The 14,720-nt window shown below is 57.4% G+C and carries 14 protein-coding genes; 10 read left to right on the top strand and 4 right to left on the bottom strand.

Going from position 1 to position 14,720, the window contains the following annotated elements:
- Positions 1-103: 103 nt before the first annotated feature.
- The 6 genes from menF to menE all read left to right on the top strand — a co-directional run bounded on the left by menF (position 104) and on the right by menE (position 7,314).
- Entirely contained in the window at positions 104-1,396 is a 1,293-nt protein-coding gene (menF, locus tag FCL49_RS12515) for an isochorismate synthase MenF (protein ID WP_174353852.1), read from the top strand.
- 252 nt (positions 1,397-1,648) lie between these two features.
- On the top strand, positions 1,649-3,322 hold the full coding sequence (menD, locus tag FCL49_RS12510) for a 2-succinyl-5-enolpyruvyl-6-hydroxy-3-cyclohexene-1-carboxylic-acid synthase (protein WP_174353851.1): 1,674 nt from the start codon (positions 1,649-1,651) through the stop codon (positions 3,320-3,322).
- Positions 3,319-4,089 (top strand): 2-succinyl-6-hydroxy-2,4-cyclohexadiene-1-carboxylate synthase, encoded by a 771-nt coding sequence (gene menH, locus FCL49_RS12505; protein ID WP_174353850.1) that lies wholly within the window; start codon positions 3,319-3,321, stop codon positions 4,087-4,089. Before menD ends, menH begins: the two co-directional genes overlap by 4 nt.
- Positions 4,090-4,100: 11 nt before the next feature.
- Positions 4,101-4,958: a 1,4-dihydroxy-2-naphthoyl-CoA synthase gene (gene menB, locus FCL49_RS12500; protein ID WP_174353849.1), complete on the top strand. Its 858-nt coding sequence runs from the start codon at positions 4,101-4,103 to the stop codon at positions 4,956-4,958.
- Complete coding sequence (gene menC, locus FCL49_RS12495; RefSeq protein ID WP_174353848.1) at positions 4,958-5,941, top strand: o-succinylbenzoate synthase; 984 nt, start codon at positions 4,958-4,960, stop codon at positions 5,939-5,941. The genes menB and menC overlap by 1 nt, the downstream gene beginning before the upstream one ends.
- Positions 5,929-7,314 (top strand): o-succinylbenzoate--CoA ligase, encoded by a 1,386-nt coding sequence (gene menE / locus FCL49_RS12490; RefSeq protein ID WP_174353847.1) that lies wholly within the window; start codon positions 5,929-5,931, stop codon positions 7,312-7,314. The genes menC and menE overlap by 13 nt, the downstream gene beginning before the upstream one ends.
- A 40-nt stretch (positions 7,315-7,354) precedes the next feature.
- Here the strand turns inward: menE and katA are convergent, their stop codons facing one another.
- On the bottom strand, positions 7,355-8,791 hold the full coding sequence (gene katA / locus FCL49_RS12485; RefSeq protein ID WP_167796666.1) for a catalase KatA: 1,437 nt from the start codon (positions 8,789-8,791) through the stop codon (positions 7,355-7,357).
- Between the two features lie 327 nt (positions 8,792-9,118).
- On the opposite strand from katA, the gene FCL49_RS12480 reads away from it, so the two are divergent.
- Positions 9,119-9,661: a YfaZ family outer membrane protein gene (locus FCL49_RS12480; RefSeq protein ID WP_153860944.1), complete on the top strand. Its 543-nt coding sequence runs from the start codon at positions 9,119-9,121 to the stop codon at positions 9,659-9,661.
- 50 nt (positions 9,662-9,711) lie between these two features.
- Here FCL49_RS12480 and tyrP read toward each other — a convergent pair whose 3' ends face one another.
- Positions 9,712-10,920 (bottom strand): tyrosine transporter TyrP, encoded by a 1,209-nt coding sequence (gene tyrP / locus FCL49_RS12475; RefSeq protein WP_174353846.1) that lies wholly within the window; start codon positions 10,918-10,920, stop codon positions 9,712-9,714.
- Positions 10,921-11,164: 244 nt separating this feature from the next.
- On the opposite strand from tyrP, the gene FCL49_RS12470 reads away from it, so the two are divergent.
- The 3 genes from FCL49_RS12470 (at position 11,165) to FCL49_RS24805 (ending at position 13,250) form a co-directional block, all read left to right on the top strand.
- Entirely contained in the window at positions 11,165-12,361 is a 1,197-nt protein-coding gene (locus FCL49_RS12470) for a nicotinamide mononucleotide deamidase-related protein YfaY (RefSeq protein WP_174353845.1), read from the top strand.
- Positions 12,362-12,589: 228 nt separating this feature from the next.
- Entirely contained in the window at positions 12,590-12,742 is a 153-nt protein-coding gene (locus tag FCL49_RS24775; protein WP_135317318.1) for a Hok/Gef family protein, read from the top strand.
- 139 nt (positions 12,743-12,881) lie between these two features.
- Positions 12,882-13,250 carry a Hok/Gef family protein gene (locus FCL49_RS24805; protein WP_368040113.1) on the top strand — a complete coding sequence of 123 codons (369 nt, stop codon included), beginning with the start codon at positions 12,882-12,884 and terminating at the stop codon, positions 13,248-13,250.
- A 69-nt stretch (positions 13,251-13,319) separates the two neighbouring features.
- Here FCL49_RS24805 and yfaE read toward each other — a convergent pair whose 3' ends face one another.
- Together yfaE and nrdB are read right to left on the bottom strand one after the other, a co-directional pair.
- Positions 13,320-13,580, bottom strand: coding sequence for a class I ribonucleotide reductase maintenance protein YfaE (yfaE, locus tag FCL49_RS12455; RefSeq protein WP_174353844.1), 261 nt, complete (start codon positions 13,578-13,580; stop codon positions 13,320-13,322).
- Positions 13,581-13,583: 3 nt separating this feature from the next.
- Entirely contained in the window at positions 13,584-14,714 is a 1,131-nt protein-coding gene (gene nrdB / locus FCL49_RS12450) for a class Ia ribonucleoside-diphosphate reductase subunit beta (RefSeq protein WP_099061579.1), read from the bottom strand.
- Positions 14,715-14,720 lie beyond the last annotated feature (6 nt).

Here is a 14,720-nt window from a genome sequence, read left to right as displayed (position 1 = left end):
ACTATTTGTCGCCAGAGGCGTTGATTACCGACGCTATTTTTCCGCCGCTGTGTTTTGATTTACCGTATAATTCCTCACATTAAGTTTGGTTATTGAGGTGGTCGTGGAACAACTTTCGCCATTGCTGAGGCGCTTACGCCGGCAGCTTGAGCAACATTTGCCCTCTGAGGGTGGTTTCCGCCAGATTTCACTTCCCGTTCCGGCATCGTTAGCCGCCAACTTGCTGGAATGGCTGGCGGTGCAACCGGCATTCCCACAATTTTATTGGCATCACCGCGATGGGCATGAGGAGGCCGCGGTGTGCTGCGCACTGCGGCAGTTTACCCAGCCACGGCAAGCGCAGACCTTTATCAGGGCGTATCAGGGCGCACGGGTTTGGGGGCTGAACGCTTTTGATGGCGCGGCGTATTTATTTTTACCGCGTCTGGAAATCCTGACCCGCGACGGTGAAACACAATTAACGCTTAATCTGTTTTCCGAAAGTTCGCTGCGCGACGATGCGGCGTTGGCCGACCGCTGGCTGGATCAACTGTCGACGGCCCAGCCGATCGCGCCATTAAAGGTGCAGGTGAGCCGGATGCAGCATCAGCCGGACCGCGCCGGATGGGAAGCGATGCTGTGTGAGGCATTAAAGGCCATCAGCGGGCGGCAGATGGAAAAAGTAGTGCTGGCGCGCAATACCTTACTGACACTGGATGGCCCGCTGTCGGCTCCGGCGATGATGGATGCCAGCCGCCGGGTCAATCACCGTTGCTATCACTATATGCTGCGCTTTGATGCGCACAGCGCATTCCTCGGTTCCAGCCCGGAAAGACTGTATCTGCGAAATGACCGTCGTCTGCTGACCGAAGCGCTGGCGGGCACCGTCGCCAATCATCCCGATCGACAGCAAGCCCAGGCGCTGGCGCAATGGTTACTGCAGGACGGCAAGAATCAGCATGAGAATCTGCTGGTGGTGGATGATATCTGCCAACGCCTGCAAGGCGGTGCCGACGCAGTGGATGTGTTGCCGCCCGAGGTGGTGCGCTTGCGTAAGGTGCAGCATTTGCGGCGGCGTATTGAAGGCCGGCTCAACGACAACGACGATGCCGATTGCCTGCAGCGGTTGCAGCCTACCGCAGCGGTGGCCGGGTTGCCGCGTCAGGCGGCGCGCGAGTTTATCCTGCAACATGAGCCTTTCCCCCGTGGCTGGTATGCCGGGTCTGCCGGTTATCTGTCTTCCTCCCGCAGTGAGTTTTGCGTAGCGCTGCGCTGCGCGCAAATTAACGACCAGGAATTACGCCTGTATGCCGGTGCCGGCATTGTGGCCGGTTCTGACGCTGCGGCAGAGTGGCTGGAAATCGAAAACAAGGCCGCCGGGCTGCTGACTTTACTGCTGCCAGAGCCGTTACGCTGAATTTCCCTGCTTATACTCCGGATTTATTGAGCGAATGACGCGGCAGGTGTAAACTGCTTGTGATTTTTATGTTTATTTTTTGTTCTAAATCAATTAATTGTCTACCATAAAGTCACCGGGATATACGGCGTTTTTGCGCTGGCGCAAAAGTCGTAAAGATAACTACTCATATAATGCAGAACATCACTCTCGGCGTGCCGCTGCCAGGCGGGCGCCAGAGGCAGATTCTGTTAACCGACTTGTGAGCGAATTATGTCGACAAGTGTTTTTAATCGCCGGTGGGCGGCGTTGCTGTTGGAAGCGCTGGCTCGCCATGGAGTACGGCATGTCTGTATCGCTCCGGGATCGCGCTCTACGCCGCTGACGCTGGCTGCGGCGGCTAACAAGTCTTTTATCTGCCATACCCATTTTGATGAACGCGGGCTGGGCCATTTGGCGCTAGGCCTGGCGAAGGCGTCGCGCGAGCCGGTGGCGGTGATCGTCACTTCCGGCACCGCCGCCGCCAACCTTTATCCCTCTCTGATCGAAGCCGGGCTGACCGGTGAACGGCTGGTGTTTCTGACCGCCGACCGACCGCCTGAACTGATCGACTGCGGTGCCAATCAGGCGATCCGCCAAAACGGCCTGTATGCCAGTCATCCGACGTTGAGTATTGATCTGCCGCGGCCGACGACGGATATCCCCGCCAGTTGGCTGGTATCAACCGTCGACAGCGCAATGGCGCGCCTGCAGCATGGGGCATTGCATATTAACTGTCCGTTTGCCGAACCGCTGTACGGCGGTGATGAGCAACAATATGCCGACTGGTCGGCGACGCTCGGCGACTGGTGGCAAGGCAGCCACCCCTGGCTGCGTGAAGAGAGCCTGCAGACTGTGCTTAAGCAACCTGACTGGTTCTTCTGGCGGCAAAAGCGCGGCGTAGTGGTCGCGGGGCGCATGAGTGCGCAAGAGGGCGAGCAGTTGGCGCAATGGGCCGAGATGCTTGGCTGGCCGCTGATAGGCGATGTGCTGTCCCAGACCGGGCAGCCGCTGCCCTGCGCCGACTTATGGCTGGCCCAGCCGCAGGCGCAAAAGCTGCTGGCCGATGCGCAATTGGTGGTGCAGTTCGGCAGCAGCCTGACCGGCAAGCGCCTGCTGCAGTGGCAGGAACAGTGCCGGCCGCAAGAGTATTGGCTAATCGATGAATTACCGGGGCGGCTCGATCCGGCGCACCACCGCGGGCGCCGGATCCGTTCCAGCGTGGCGCAGTGGCTTGAACTGCACCCGGCACAGCCGCGTTCCCCGTGGGCCGATGAGTTGACAACGCTGGCGGATAACGCGCTGGATGCCGTCTCCGGCCATTTGGTTAACCGCTTTGGTGAGGCGCAGTTAGCGCACCGATTGCCGGAATTGCTGCCGGAAAACGGCCAACTGTTCCTCGGCAATAGCCTGATCGTGCGGCTGATTGATGCATTGACCCGCTTGCCGGCCGGTTATCCGGTATTCAGCAACCGCGGGGCCAGCGGCATCGACGGCCTGATTTCCACTGCCGCAGGCGTCCAGCGGGCGACGGCCAAACCGACGTTGGCGGTGGTGGGGGATTTATCGGCACTGTATGACCTGAACGCGCTGGCTTTGTTACGCCAATGTTCAGCGCCGACGGTGCTGATTGTGGTTAATAACAACGGCGGCCAGATTTTTTCACTGTTGCCAACGCCGGAAGAAGACCGGCAACGGTTCTACTGCATGCCGCAGGACGTGGAGTTCAGCCATGCGGCAGCGATGTTCAGCCTGGCTTACGCGTGCCCGGAAAATTGGGGGCAGCTGTTGCAGGCGGTGGAACAGGGCTGGCGCCACAGTGGCGCCACGTTGATTGAGCTGCAGGTGCCGCCGAGTGATGGCGCGCAGACGCTGCAGCATCTGGTGCAACAGATGGCGGAGCAATGATGCTGGCAACAAAAGTATTGCAGCAGGGTGAGGCCGATCGGCCGTGGCTAATCTGGTTACACGGCCTGCTGGGCAACAATAATGAATGGCGAGTGATTGCTGCACGCTGCCCTGAATGGCCGTCGTTGGCGATTGACCTGCCCGGTCACGGTGATTCGGTTGCGGTCAGCTGTACCGACTTCGACGATATCAGTGCGCAGATCAGCGCGACATTGCAGATGCACGGTATCGAGCGCTATTGGCTGGTGGGCTATTCGCTCGGCGGGCGCATTGCCATGTATCACGCCTGCTACGGCGAAACCCGTGGCCTGCAGGGGGTGATTATTGAAGGCGGCAACCCGGGGTTGGCCGACGCCGCACTGCGCGAGCAGCGGCTGGCGCATGATGTGGCCTGGGCCGAACGTTTTCGCCGGGAACCCCTCGCCGAGGTGCTGGCCGACTGGTATCAACAACCGGTGTTCGCCAATCTCAGCTCGGTACACCGTGATGCACTGGTCGACGCCCGCTCTGACAACAGCGGCGCGGCCGTGGCGGACATGCTGGAAGCCACTTCGCTGGGCAAACAGCCTTATCTGGCCCCGCAACTGCAACAACTGGCGGTGCCGCTGGTGGTGTTATGCGGCGCTGACGATCACAAATTTCAACAGTTGGCGCGCGACGCCGGGCTGCCATTACGCATCGTGCCGCAGGCCGGGCATAACTCGCACCTGGCCAATCCGCAGGACTTCGCCGCCGAGCTGCGCAATTTTCTCGATAACCCTGGTTAAAGGAACCGAATATGCTCTATCCAAATGAAGAACAACTGTATGCCGCCATCGAATGGCAGGATTGCTCCGGTGATTTCGAGGATATCCTGTATCACAAGTCCAGCGACGGCATCGCTAAAATCACCATCAACCGTCCACAGGTACGTAACGCCTTCCGCCCGCACACGGTGAAAGAGATGATTGAAGCGCTGTCCAATGCCCGTTACGACGACGGCATTGGCACCATTATCCTCACCGGTGCCGGTGACAAAGCCTTCTGCTCCGGCGGCGATCAGAAAGTCCGCGGCGACTACGGCGGCTATCAGGACGACAGCGGTGTACATCATCTGAACGTGCTCGACTTCCAGCGCCAGATCCGTACCTGTCCGAAGCCGATCGTGGCGATGGTGGCCGGTTATTCAATCGGCGGCGGCCACGTACTGCATATGATGTGTGACCTGACCATTGCGGCGGACAACGCCATTTTCGGCCAGACCGGCCCGAAAGTCGGCTCGTTTGACGGCGGCTGGGGCGCTTCTTACATGGCGCGCATCGTGGGGCAAAAGAAGGCTCGCGAAATCTGGTTCCTGTGCCGTCAGTATGATGCTGCTGCGGCCCTGGACATGGGCCTGGTCAATACCGTGGTGCCTTTGGCCGAACTGGAGAAAGAAACCGTGCGCTGGTGCCGCGAAATGCTGCAAAACAGCCCGATGGCGCTGCGCTGCCTGAAAGCGGCCCTGAACGCCGACTGCGATGGTCAGGCCGGCCTGCAGGAATTGGCGGGTAATGCCACCATGCTGTTTTACATGACCGATGAAGGTCAGGAAGGGCGCAACGCGTTTAACGAAAAGCGCCAGCCGGACTTCAGCAAATTCAAGCGTAACCCGTAATGAACACCAGCCCCCGTAACGCGACCCTTTACCGTTACAGCCTGCCTATGGATGCCGGCGTGGTGCTGCGTAATCAGCGGTTAAAAACTCGCGATGGTTTGCTGATCCATCTGCAGCAGGGTGAGCAAGAAGGCTGGGGCGAGATCGCGCCGCTGCCGGAGTTCAGCCTGGAAACGCTGGCGCAGGCCGAACAGGCGGTGCTCAGCTGGTTGCAGAGCTGGCAACGTGGGGAATTACCTCCCGAAAGCCCGTTGCCTTCAGTGGCGTTCGGTACCAGCTGCGCATTGGCGGAGTTGGAACACCAACTGCCGCAGCAGGCTGATTACCGTAAAGCGCCGCTGTGCACCGGTGACCCTGATGAGCTGTTCGAGGTATTGACCGCTTTGCCGGGTGAGAAGGTCGCCAAGGTGAAGGTTGGGCTGTATGAAGCGGTGCGTGACGGCATGATAGTCAACGTGCTGTTGGAGGCTCTGCCGGATCTCAGGCTGCGGCTGGATGCCAACCGCAGTTGGACGCGCGCCAAAGCTGACGGGTTTGCCAAATACGTCAACCCGGCGCTGCGTGAGCGCATTGCTTTCCTTGAAGAACCTTGCAAAACCCGCGATGAATCGCGGGATTTCGCTCAGGCGACGGGCATTGCCATCGCCTGGGACGAAAGCGTGTGTGAGGCGGATTTTGTGGTGCAGGCGGAACCGGGCGTGGCCGCGATAGTGATTAAGCCAACGCTGGTCGGTAGCCTGACCCGTTGCCGCTCGTTGGTGGATCAGGCCCATGCAGTGGGGTTGACGGCGGTGATCAGTTCCAGCATTGAATCCAGCCTGGGGCTGACGCAGTTGGCGCGCATTGCGCACTGGCTGACGCCGACCACCGTGCCTGGACTCGATACGCTGGATCTGATGCAGGCTCAATTGCTGCGGAGCTGGCCGGGCAGCAAGCTGCCGTTACTGAGTCAGCAAGCGCTGGAGTGTTTATGGCGCAGTTGAAAGACTGGCCGTGGCGACATTGGGCGCAGCGACGGCCACAGGCGGCGGCGCTGATTGTCGGCCATCAGCCGGTGAGTTGGCTGGTGTTACGGCGTCAGGTGGACAAGCTGGCGGCGGATTTTCAGCACCAGGGTGTGGAGCCCGGCTGCGGCGTTGCGTTGTTCGGTAAGAACAGTTATCCATTGTTGCTGGCCTATCTGGCGCTGTTGCAGTGCGGTGCGCGGCTGCTGCCGCTGAATCCGGCGTTACCCGTTTCTCTGTTGGCGACGCTGTTGCCCGAGCTGGATATCGATTTTGCCTTCAGCCCGGATCAACTGCCGACCTTGCCGGCCAGGACCATCCGTTTAAATCCCCCGTCTACCGAATCCCGCTGGCTGAATCCGCCGCGCTGGGATCCGAAGCGGTTGGCGACCCTGACCCTGACTTCCGGCTCCAGCGGCAGACCAAAAGCGGCCGCGCACAGTTACGCCGGTCATTTGGCCAGTGCCGAAGGCGTACTGCAGTTGATGGATTTCCAGGCGCAGGATCGCTGGTTGCTGTCATTACCCTTGTTTCACGTTTCCGGACAAGGCATTGTCTGGCGTTGGCTGCTGGCCGGGGCCGCGCTGGTGGTGCGTGAGATGCATCCGTTGGCCGATGCTCTGGCGGGCTGTACTCATGCATCCTTGGTACCGACGCAGCTCTGGCGCTTGCTGGCACAACCGCTGGCGACCCTGACGCTGAAAAAAGTGCTGCTGGGGGGCGCGATGATCCCGGTAGAGCTGACCAAACAGGCAGAGGCTGCGGGGATCCGCTGCTGGTGTGGCTATGGTCTGACTGAACTGGCTTCCACCGTGTGCGCCAAGCGTGCCGATGCGCTGCCGGGCGTTGGGCTGCCTCTGGCTGGCCGGGAAATTAAACTGGTGAATGAAGAGGTGTGGATCCGCGGACGGAGTCTGGCGCTGGGATACTGGCTGCAGGGCCGCTTGTTGCCGATCGTTGATGATCAGGGCTGGTTCCATACCCGCGATCGTGGCGTCATGGAGCAGGGCGAACTGCGAATTATCGGCCGGTTGGACAACCTGTTTTTCAGCGGTGGAGAAGGCGTTCAGCCAGAAGATATTGAGCGCGTATTGGCGGCCCATCCGCAGATTTCGCAAGTGGTGGTGGTGCCGGTCGATGACGCCGAGTTTGGCCAACGGCCGGTGGCGGTGATCGACAGTGAGGAGCCTCTCTCGCTGGAGGAACTGCTGGCCTGGTCGCAGGAGCGGCTGGTGAACTTCCAGCGGCCAATAGCGCTGTTGGCGATGCCCAATGAGTTGAAGGCCGGGGGGATCAAGATCTCGCGCCGTCAGTTGCAACAATGGGCGGCGGAGCAGATTTCGGCTCAATAAAAAAGGCCGCCTTCAGGCGGCCTGAGCGTAGAAACGGAGTTTATTTCAGACCTAACGCCTTGGCTACGCCGGCACCGTAATTCGGGTGCACTTTGGTAAACAGTTCAACCTGACGGCGCTGAATTTGCTCCGGTACCTGCGACAGTTCACCGGCGATGCGGGTGAACATACGTTGGTGCTCTTCGGCACTCAGCAGGTTGAACAACGCACGTGGCTGGCTGTAGTAATCATCGTCTTCACGGTGATTCCAGTGGTCAGCGGCACCTTCAATGCTCAGCGGGGGTTCGCTGAAGTCCGGTTGCTCCTGGAACAGACCGAAGCTGTTCGGCTCGTAGGTTGCTCCGTTGCCGCTGTTACCATCCACGCGCATTGCACCGTCACGGTGATAGTTGTGGAACGGGCATTTCGGGCTGTTAACCGGGATTTGATGGTGGTTTACCCCCAGGCGGTAACGGTGCGCATCCCCGTAAGAGAACAGGCGCCCCTGCAGCATTTTGTCCGGCGAGAAGCTGATGCCAGGCACCACGTTGGCTGGGTTCACCGCCACCTGTTCCACTTCCGAGAAGTAGTTGTCCGGGTTACGGTGCAGCTCGAAGAAGCCAACGTCGATCAGCGGATAGTCGCCATGCGGCCATACCTTGGTCAGATCGAACGGGTTATAGGGGGTCTGAGAGGCTTCGTGTTCCGGCATGATCTGAATTTGCAGTTTCCAGCGTGGGTAGTCACCCCGTTCGATGGCTTCATACAGATCGCGCTGTGAGCTTTCACGGTCTTTGGCGATAATCGCTTCCGCTTCATCATCCATCAGGTTTTCAATGCCTTGCTCGCAGCGGAAGTGGAACTTCACCCAGAAGCGTTCGTTGTTGGCATTGATAAAGCTGAAGGTGTGGCTGCCGAAGCCGTGCATATGGCGATAGGATTTAGGAATACCCCGGTCGCTGAAGTCGATGGTCAGCTGATGCAGACTTTCTGGTGACAGCGAGAAGAAGTCCCACTTGTAGGTTGGGTTACGCAGGTTGGTGCGCGGATCGCGTTTGACTACGTGGTTGAGATCGGGGAATTTCAGCGGATCGCGCAGATAGAATACCGGCGTATCGTTGCCCACCAGATCCCAATTGCCTTCCTCAGTATAAAACTTCATGGCGAAACCACGAATGTCACGCTCGGCGTCGGCAGCCCCACGCTCACCGGCTACGGTGGAGAAGCGGATGAACATGTCGGTTTGCTTGCCGATTTCAGAAAAGATTTTTGCGCGGGTGTACTGGGTAATATCGTGGGTAACGGTGAAAGTGCCGTAGGCGCCGGAGCCTTTGGCGTGCATACGACGCTCGGGGATCACTTCACGGTCGAAATGGGCCAGTTTTTCCAGGAACCAGACGTCCTGCAGCAGCATCGGGCCACGTTTGCCTGCGGTGATCACGTTATTATTATCGACAACCGGGGCACCGGCGGCGGTAGTTAATCCTTTCTTGCTCATCACTTGCTCCTTAGCGTATTGCAATCGAGTGAAGACTCGGGCGAATTAAGCGTTCATCATCATAATCTGGCAGGGCGTTGTTACCCTGACTTGGGTCAATGCCACTACTAGTTGTAGACCTATTGGACGCCTGCGGCAAATAGGTCTGAGTTATCGTTGCCATTACCTCAGGGAATGGGGCTTTTGCTTGCAGAACTTTACATTTCTTTGATTAATTAAGGATTTATCCCTTAAAGACCGGTTGCGCTTTGGTATAGACTTGTGACGGTATTATTACGGGTTAATTCATATCATTCGTAATGGATGAAGCAGCAAGAGGGATAGATGATGAAAAAGACTTTGGTCGCCTGCGCAGCAAGTATGCTGTTTGTGACCGGTGCAGCGAGTGCACTCAGCCTGTCGGGCGAGGCCGGACAGCATTACACCAACCTTGGTTTCGGCCAGGATACCGGCAATTCCGGCTTGGGTATCACCGGCAACTGGGCGCGCAGCGATCATGACGGCAACGTCGGTAGCCTGGGGCTGAGTTTCGGTGTGCCGCTGGGGCCGCTGACCGCCACTGTGGGTGGCAAGGCGTTGTATCTAAGCCCGAAAGATGGCAGTGACGGCGGCGCATTGGCGTTGGGCGGCGGCCTGGACTGGGCTATCAACCGTTACTTCAGCCTGCATGGCGAAGGCTATTTTGCCCCGGATTCGCTGACCAGCGGCGTGAAGGCATATAACGAGGCCAGCGGTGGCCTGCGTTGGAATGTTTTCCGCCCGCTCAGCGTGGATGTGGGTTATCGCTACATGAAGATGGAAGGGAAGGACGGACGTCGTGACAACACGCTGGCCGATGGCCCGTATATTGGTGTCGGTCTGAGCTTCTGATACAAAGCATAAAGGGGCCAAGCGGCCCCTTTGTTTTATGGTTCTCTCTATTACCCTACCGCCGGCAGAATGCCGCTGGCAATGCCCAACTGAATGGCAATCACCGTTATCCCGCAAACAAACACCAATGCCAATGCCGGTGTGCCCCCCCAGACGCGGTATTTTGCCTGATGCTGCTGACGCGTTTTCCACACCAGCAACGACGGCAGCAACAGCGCCAGCACCGCCAGCGCAATGGCGGCAAAACCCAGAGCCAACACAAAGCCACGCGGATAGAACAGGGCGAAAGCCAACGGCGGCAAGAAAGTGATGGCACCGGTTTGCAGACGACCGCGCACGTTGTCCTGGCGTTTAAACAGGTCGGCCAGAAAATCAAACAGCCCGAGCGCAACCCCCAGGAACGAGGTAGCTAACGCCAGATCGGCAAACAGGTGTACCGCCAGTTCGACATGGGGGGACGCCACGACGTCACGTACCGCCTGCAACAGACCGTTCAGACCGGCTTGCTGCGCTAAAATGCCGACGAAAGTGGTGGAGCTGATACTGCCGAGGGTCGCCAACTGCCAGAAAATATAAGCCACCAGTGGAATGGCGCTGCCGATAATGAACACCCAGCGCAGCTTGCGGATATTGCCGCCCATGTAGTTAACAATGCTGGGTACGCTGCCGTGGAAGCCGAACGAAGTGAATATCACCGGAATGGCTGACAGCGCCAGCCCTTGCTCCAGCGGCAGGGTCATCAGGTTGGTTTGATGGATATTTGGCAACATCAGGCCCAGCATCACAATCAGGAAAACCACTTTGGCGCTGAACAGGACGCGGTTAAATAAGTCGACCGAATGGGTGCCGATACAGACGACACCGCCCGCCACCAGAGTAAACAGCAGCACGCCGAGGGTGGTAGGGAAATCCTGCGAGGTCCATTGGCTGATGCTGGCCGCCAGTAATTCACCGGCACCGCTGATATAGGCCGCAGTCAGGGCATACATCAGGAACATCATGCTGAAACTGGTCAGCCATTGGCCGCCGCCGCCAAGATAGCGCTTTGCCAGAGTACCGAGGCCGGTATCCGCCTGCTCATGCTGATAAACCTCAACCAGCAGCAGCGCGGTATAACACATCAACAGCCACAGGCCGACCAACAGACCCAGCGTGACGCCAAAGCCGACACCGGCCGCCGCCAGTGGCATCGCCAACATCCCTGCGCCAATGGTGGTTCCAGCCACGATAAAAACACTGCCAAGCGTGCGATTCTTCACGTTTTTCTCTACCAGCCAAAGATTTTGGAAAATTATAGGTAACTCATTCTAAGTGCGGCAGGATAGTGGATGGATTATTTTGTGTCAAACAGGCGTTACGGGGTATGTAATTTTATGTTTACACGTTGGCGGTCCGCGTGATATCGCAAAAAAGTGCCTTCGACAGAAATTAACCGGCAATGCGTAGTGAAAACTTATTTACAGGCTTCTATAGTGGAATGATCAGAAAATGTGGGAGAGATCAATGTTAAGGGTGGAGATGCTTAGCACCGGTGATGAGGTGCTGCACGGGCAAATTATAGATACCAACGCCGCCTGGCTGGCGGACTATCTGTTCCAGCAGGGTATGCCGATGAGCGGCCGCGAAACGGTGGGGGACAGCCTCTCCTCTTTGATCGAAACATTGCTGGAACGTAGCCACATCGCCGATGTGCTGATCGTTAACGGTGGTCTGGGGCCGACCAGTGACGATCTCAGCGCACAGGCGGCGGCTGGCGCTTGTGGTGTTGAGCTGGTGGAACATGCCCAATGGTTGGCGCGTATGGAGGCTTATTTTGCCGAACGTGGTCGACCGATGGCGGCTTCAAACCGTAAACAGGCGCAGATCCCGGCAAACGCCGAGATGCTCGATAACCCGGTGGGTACCGCCTGCGGCTTTGCGTTGAAGCTGAACCGGTGCACGATGTTCTTCACCCCCGGTGTCCCTTCTGAATTCAAAGTGATGGTCGAACAGCAAATCGTACCGCGCCTGCGCGAGCGCTTTACCTTGCCGTCACCGCCGCTGTGTTTGCGTTTAACCACCTTTGGTACCTCCGAAAGCGATCTGGCCGCCGAACTCGATGGCATGCCGCTGCCGCCGGAAGTGGTGCTAGGTTACCGCTCTTCCAGCCCGATCATCGAGCTGAAGCTGACTGGCCCGGTCAGCCAGCGTGCGGCGATGGAACAGGCCTGGGAGCGGGTACGCCAGGTGGCGGGTGACAACACTCTGTTTGAGGGCACTATCGGCTTGCCGGCAGCACTGACGCAACGCTTGAACCAGCAGGGGTTGAAGCTGGCGTTGAGCGAACAGTTCAGCGCCGGATTGATCAATCTGCAGTTGCAGACCGAAGGCGCGCCGCTGGCCGGCGGCGAGTTGCTGCCGTCGCACTGTGTAGAAACGCTGGAAACCACCTTGGCCCGTGCGCGTTCACTGGCGGAACTGACCGGGGCGCAACTGGCACTGGCGGTCAGTGCCATGAATGGCAACCAGGTGAGCGTGGCGCTGCACACGCCAAAAGGGGGGATTGGGCAGATGGTGCGTTATCAAGCTGCGCGTCATGGCTTACGGCTGCGGCAAGAGTCGGTAGCGATGCTGGCTTTGGACATGCTACGGCGTTGGCTGAACGGTGGGCCCGTGTGTGGGAAAAACGGCTGGCTGGAGATCGTCGAGATTATCGAGTAGAGAATGCTTGATGGTAGTGATATATCCCTTATTAATCATAATATTATAAGGGGTTATCGCGTTGACGACAGGCTGTTACAATCGCTGCGGGTGCTTGAGACTATTCGTCTTGAGCATTGTGTGGCAAGGCGGATAGATGAAAGCCCCAAACTGACTCTCAATCAGAATGGGGCTGCACATACCGCCTAGACACCGGTATGGTAGCCCCTTCACAGCAAGGAGGCAAGCATGCGGTTAAAGCATGTGTTTCACTCGTTAACTGTTGTATGTATTACGATTTTGGTATTTATCTGGATGATAAGAGGCTCACTGTGTGAGCTGGCAATCTATCAGGAAAGTATCACTATTTTGATCAGGTTAGCTTGTGATGTGAAGCGGTAATCATAGGGCGGGGGAAACCCCGCCTTCTGGTCTCCAGGCGCGGTTTCAGGCACCCAACTTTTCACAGTTCCGGTTCGATTCTTTCAGCGGTAGACCACAGCAAGGCAGGATCTTGCTCGTCGAGATTATCGAGTGGAGAATGCTTGATGGTAGTGATATATCCCTTATTAATCATAATATTATAAGGGGTTATCGCGTCGAGGATAGGCTGTTACAATCGCTGCGGGTGCTTGAGACTATTCGTCTTGGGCATTGTGTGGCAAGGCGGATAGATGAAAGCCCCAAACTGACTCTCAATCAGAATGGGGCTGCCCTAACGCCTAGACACCGTTATGGTAGCCCCTTCACAGCAAGGAGGCAAGCCATGTATAAAAAGCATGCGCTATACGCGTTAACTGTTGTATGTATTACGGTTTTGGTATTTATCTGGATGATTAAAGATCGCTTTTGCGGATTAGAAATCTACCAGAAAGATATCACTATCCTGATGACGTTAACCTGTATGTGAAGCGGTAATCATAGGGCGGGGGAAACCCCGCCTTCTGGTATCCAGGCGCGGTTTCAGGCACCCAACTTTTTACAGTTCCAGTTCGATATCGGTCAGTGGCATGCAGCAACAAGGCAGGATTTCGCCGTCGTTAATAAACGCCAGCGGCTGTTGGTGGTAAACCACATCACCTTTCACCAGCTTCAGGCGGCAGGCACCGCAATAGCCGGAACGGCACTGGTATTCCACTTCAACGTCATGCAGCTCCAGCACGTCGAGCAGGCAGCCTTCACTTTTGGGGCAGGATAGCTGCGTGCCGGTGGCACGCAGCGTGACGATTGATGATGCCATCGCTTAGAGTTCGAAGTCGCTCAGGTCGTCGGCGTGCACTTCCGAGTCGATCTGGCCAACCAGGTAGGAGCTGACTTCTACTTCCTGCGGCGCCACCTGAACGTTGTCTGATACTAACCAGGCGTTGATCCAGGGGATCGGGTTAGAGCGGGTGGCGAACGGCAGGCCAAGACCCACTGCCTGCATGCGGATATTGGTGATGTATTCCACATACTGGCACAGAATGTCTTTGTTCAGGCCGATCATCGAGCCGTCACGGAACAGGTATTCCGCCCACTCTTTTTCCTGCTCGGCTGCCAGCACAAAGAGGTCATAGCACTGCTGCTGACACTCAACGGCGATTTCCGCCATCTCCGGGTCATCTGCGCCGGAACGCATCAGGTTCAGCATATGCTGGGTGCCAGTCAGGTGCAGCGCTTCGTCACGGGCAATCAGCTTGATGATTTTGGCATTGCCTTCCATCAGTTCACGTTCCGCGAAGGCAAATGAACAGGCAAAGCTGACGTAGAAGCGGATGGCTTCCAGTGCGTTAACGCTCATCAGGCACAGATAGAGCTGTTTCTTCAGGGCGCGCAGGGTAACGGTCACTGTCTTGCCGTTGACCTGATGGGTGCCTTCACCCAGCAGATGATAGTAGCCGGTCATCTCGATCAGATCGTCGTAGTAGCCGGAGATGTCTTTCGCGCGCTTGAGGATCTCTTCGTTGGTGACGATGTCGTCAAACACCACCGCCGGATCGTTGACGATGTTACGGATAATATGGGTGTAAGAACGAGAGTGGATGGTCTCAGAGAAGGACCAGGTTTCTATCCAGGTTTCCAGCTCCGGGATCGAGATCAGCGGCAGCAGGGCGACGTTCGGGCTGCGGCCCTGGATCGAATCGAGCAGCGTCTGATATTTCAGGTTGCTGATGAAAATGTGTTTTTCATGTTCCGGCAGCGCCTGGTAGTCGATACGGTCGCGGGAAACGTCCACTTCTTCCGGACGCCAGAAGAAGGACAGTTGCTTCTCAATCAGCTTTTCGAAAATTTCATGTTTTTGCTGATCGAAACGTGCAACGTTAACCGACTGACCGAAGAACATCGGCTCCAGCAACTGGTTGTTTTTATTTTGAGAAAATGTGGTGTAAGCCATAAGCCT

The organism is Serratia proteamaculans (assembly GCF_013337185.1).
In the GTDB taxonomy this organism is placed as follows: domain Bacteria; phylum Pseudomonadota; class Gammaproteobacteria; order Enterobacterales; family Enterobacteriaceae; genus Serratia; species Serratia proteamaculans_D.
This window is presented reverse-complemented; position numbering and strand designations above follow the sequence as displayed.

Coding starts and splice junctions, on each gene's coding strand:
- menD (WP_174353851.1), top strand. CDS start 1,649: ATGTCGACAAGTGTTTTTAATCGCCGGTGGGCGGCGTTGCTGTTGGAA.
- menH (WP_174353850.1), top strand. CDS start 3,319: ATGATGCTGGCAACAAAAGTATTGCAGCAGGGTGAGGCCGATCGGCCG.
- menB (WP_174353849.1), top strand. CDS start 4,101: ATGCTCTATCCAAATGAAGAACAACTGTATGCCGCCATCGAATGGCAG.
- menC (WP_174353848.1), top strand. CDS start 4,958: ATGAACACCAGCCCCCGTAACGCGACCCTTTACCGTTACAGCCTGCCT.
- menE (WP_174353847.1), top strand. CDS start 5,929: ATGGCGCAGTTGAAAGACTGGCCGTGGCGACATTGGGCGCAGCGACGG.
- katA (WP_167796666.1), bottom strand. CDS start 8,791: ATGAGCAAGAAAGGATTAACTACCGCCGCCGGTGCCCCGGTTGTCGAT.
- FCL49_RS12480 (WP_153860944.1), top strand. CDS start 9,119: ATGAAAAAGACTTTGGTCGCCTGCGCAGCAAGTATGCTGTTTGTGACC.
- FCL49_RS12470 (WP_174353845.1), top strand. CDS start 11,165: ATGTTAAGGGTGGAGATGCTTAGCACCGGTGATGAGGTGCTGCACGGG.
- FCL49_RS24775 (WP_135317318.1), top strand. CDS start 12,590: ATGCGGTTAAAGCATGTGTTTCACTCGTTAACTGTTGTATGTATTACG.
- FCL49_RS24805 (WP_368040113.1), top strand. CDS start 12,882: ATGCTTGATGGTAGTGATATATCCCTTATTAATCATAATATTATAAGG.
- yfaE (WP_174353844.1), bottom strand. CDS start 13,580: ATGGCATCATCAATCGTCACGCTGCGTGCCACCGGCACGCAGCTATCC.
- nrdB (WP_099061579.1), bottom strand. CDS start 14,714: ATGGCTTACACCACATTTTCTCAAAATAAAAACAACCAGTTGCTGGAG.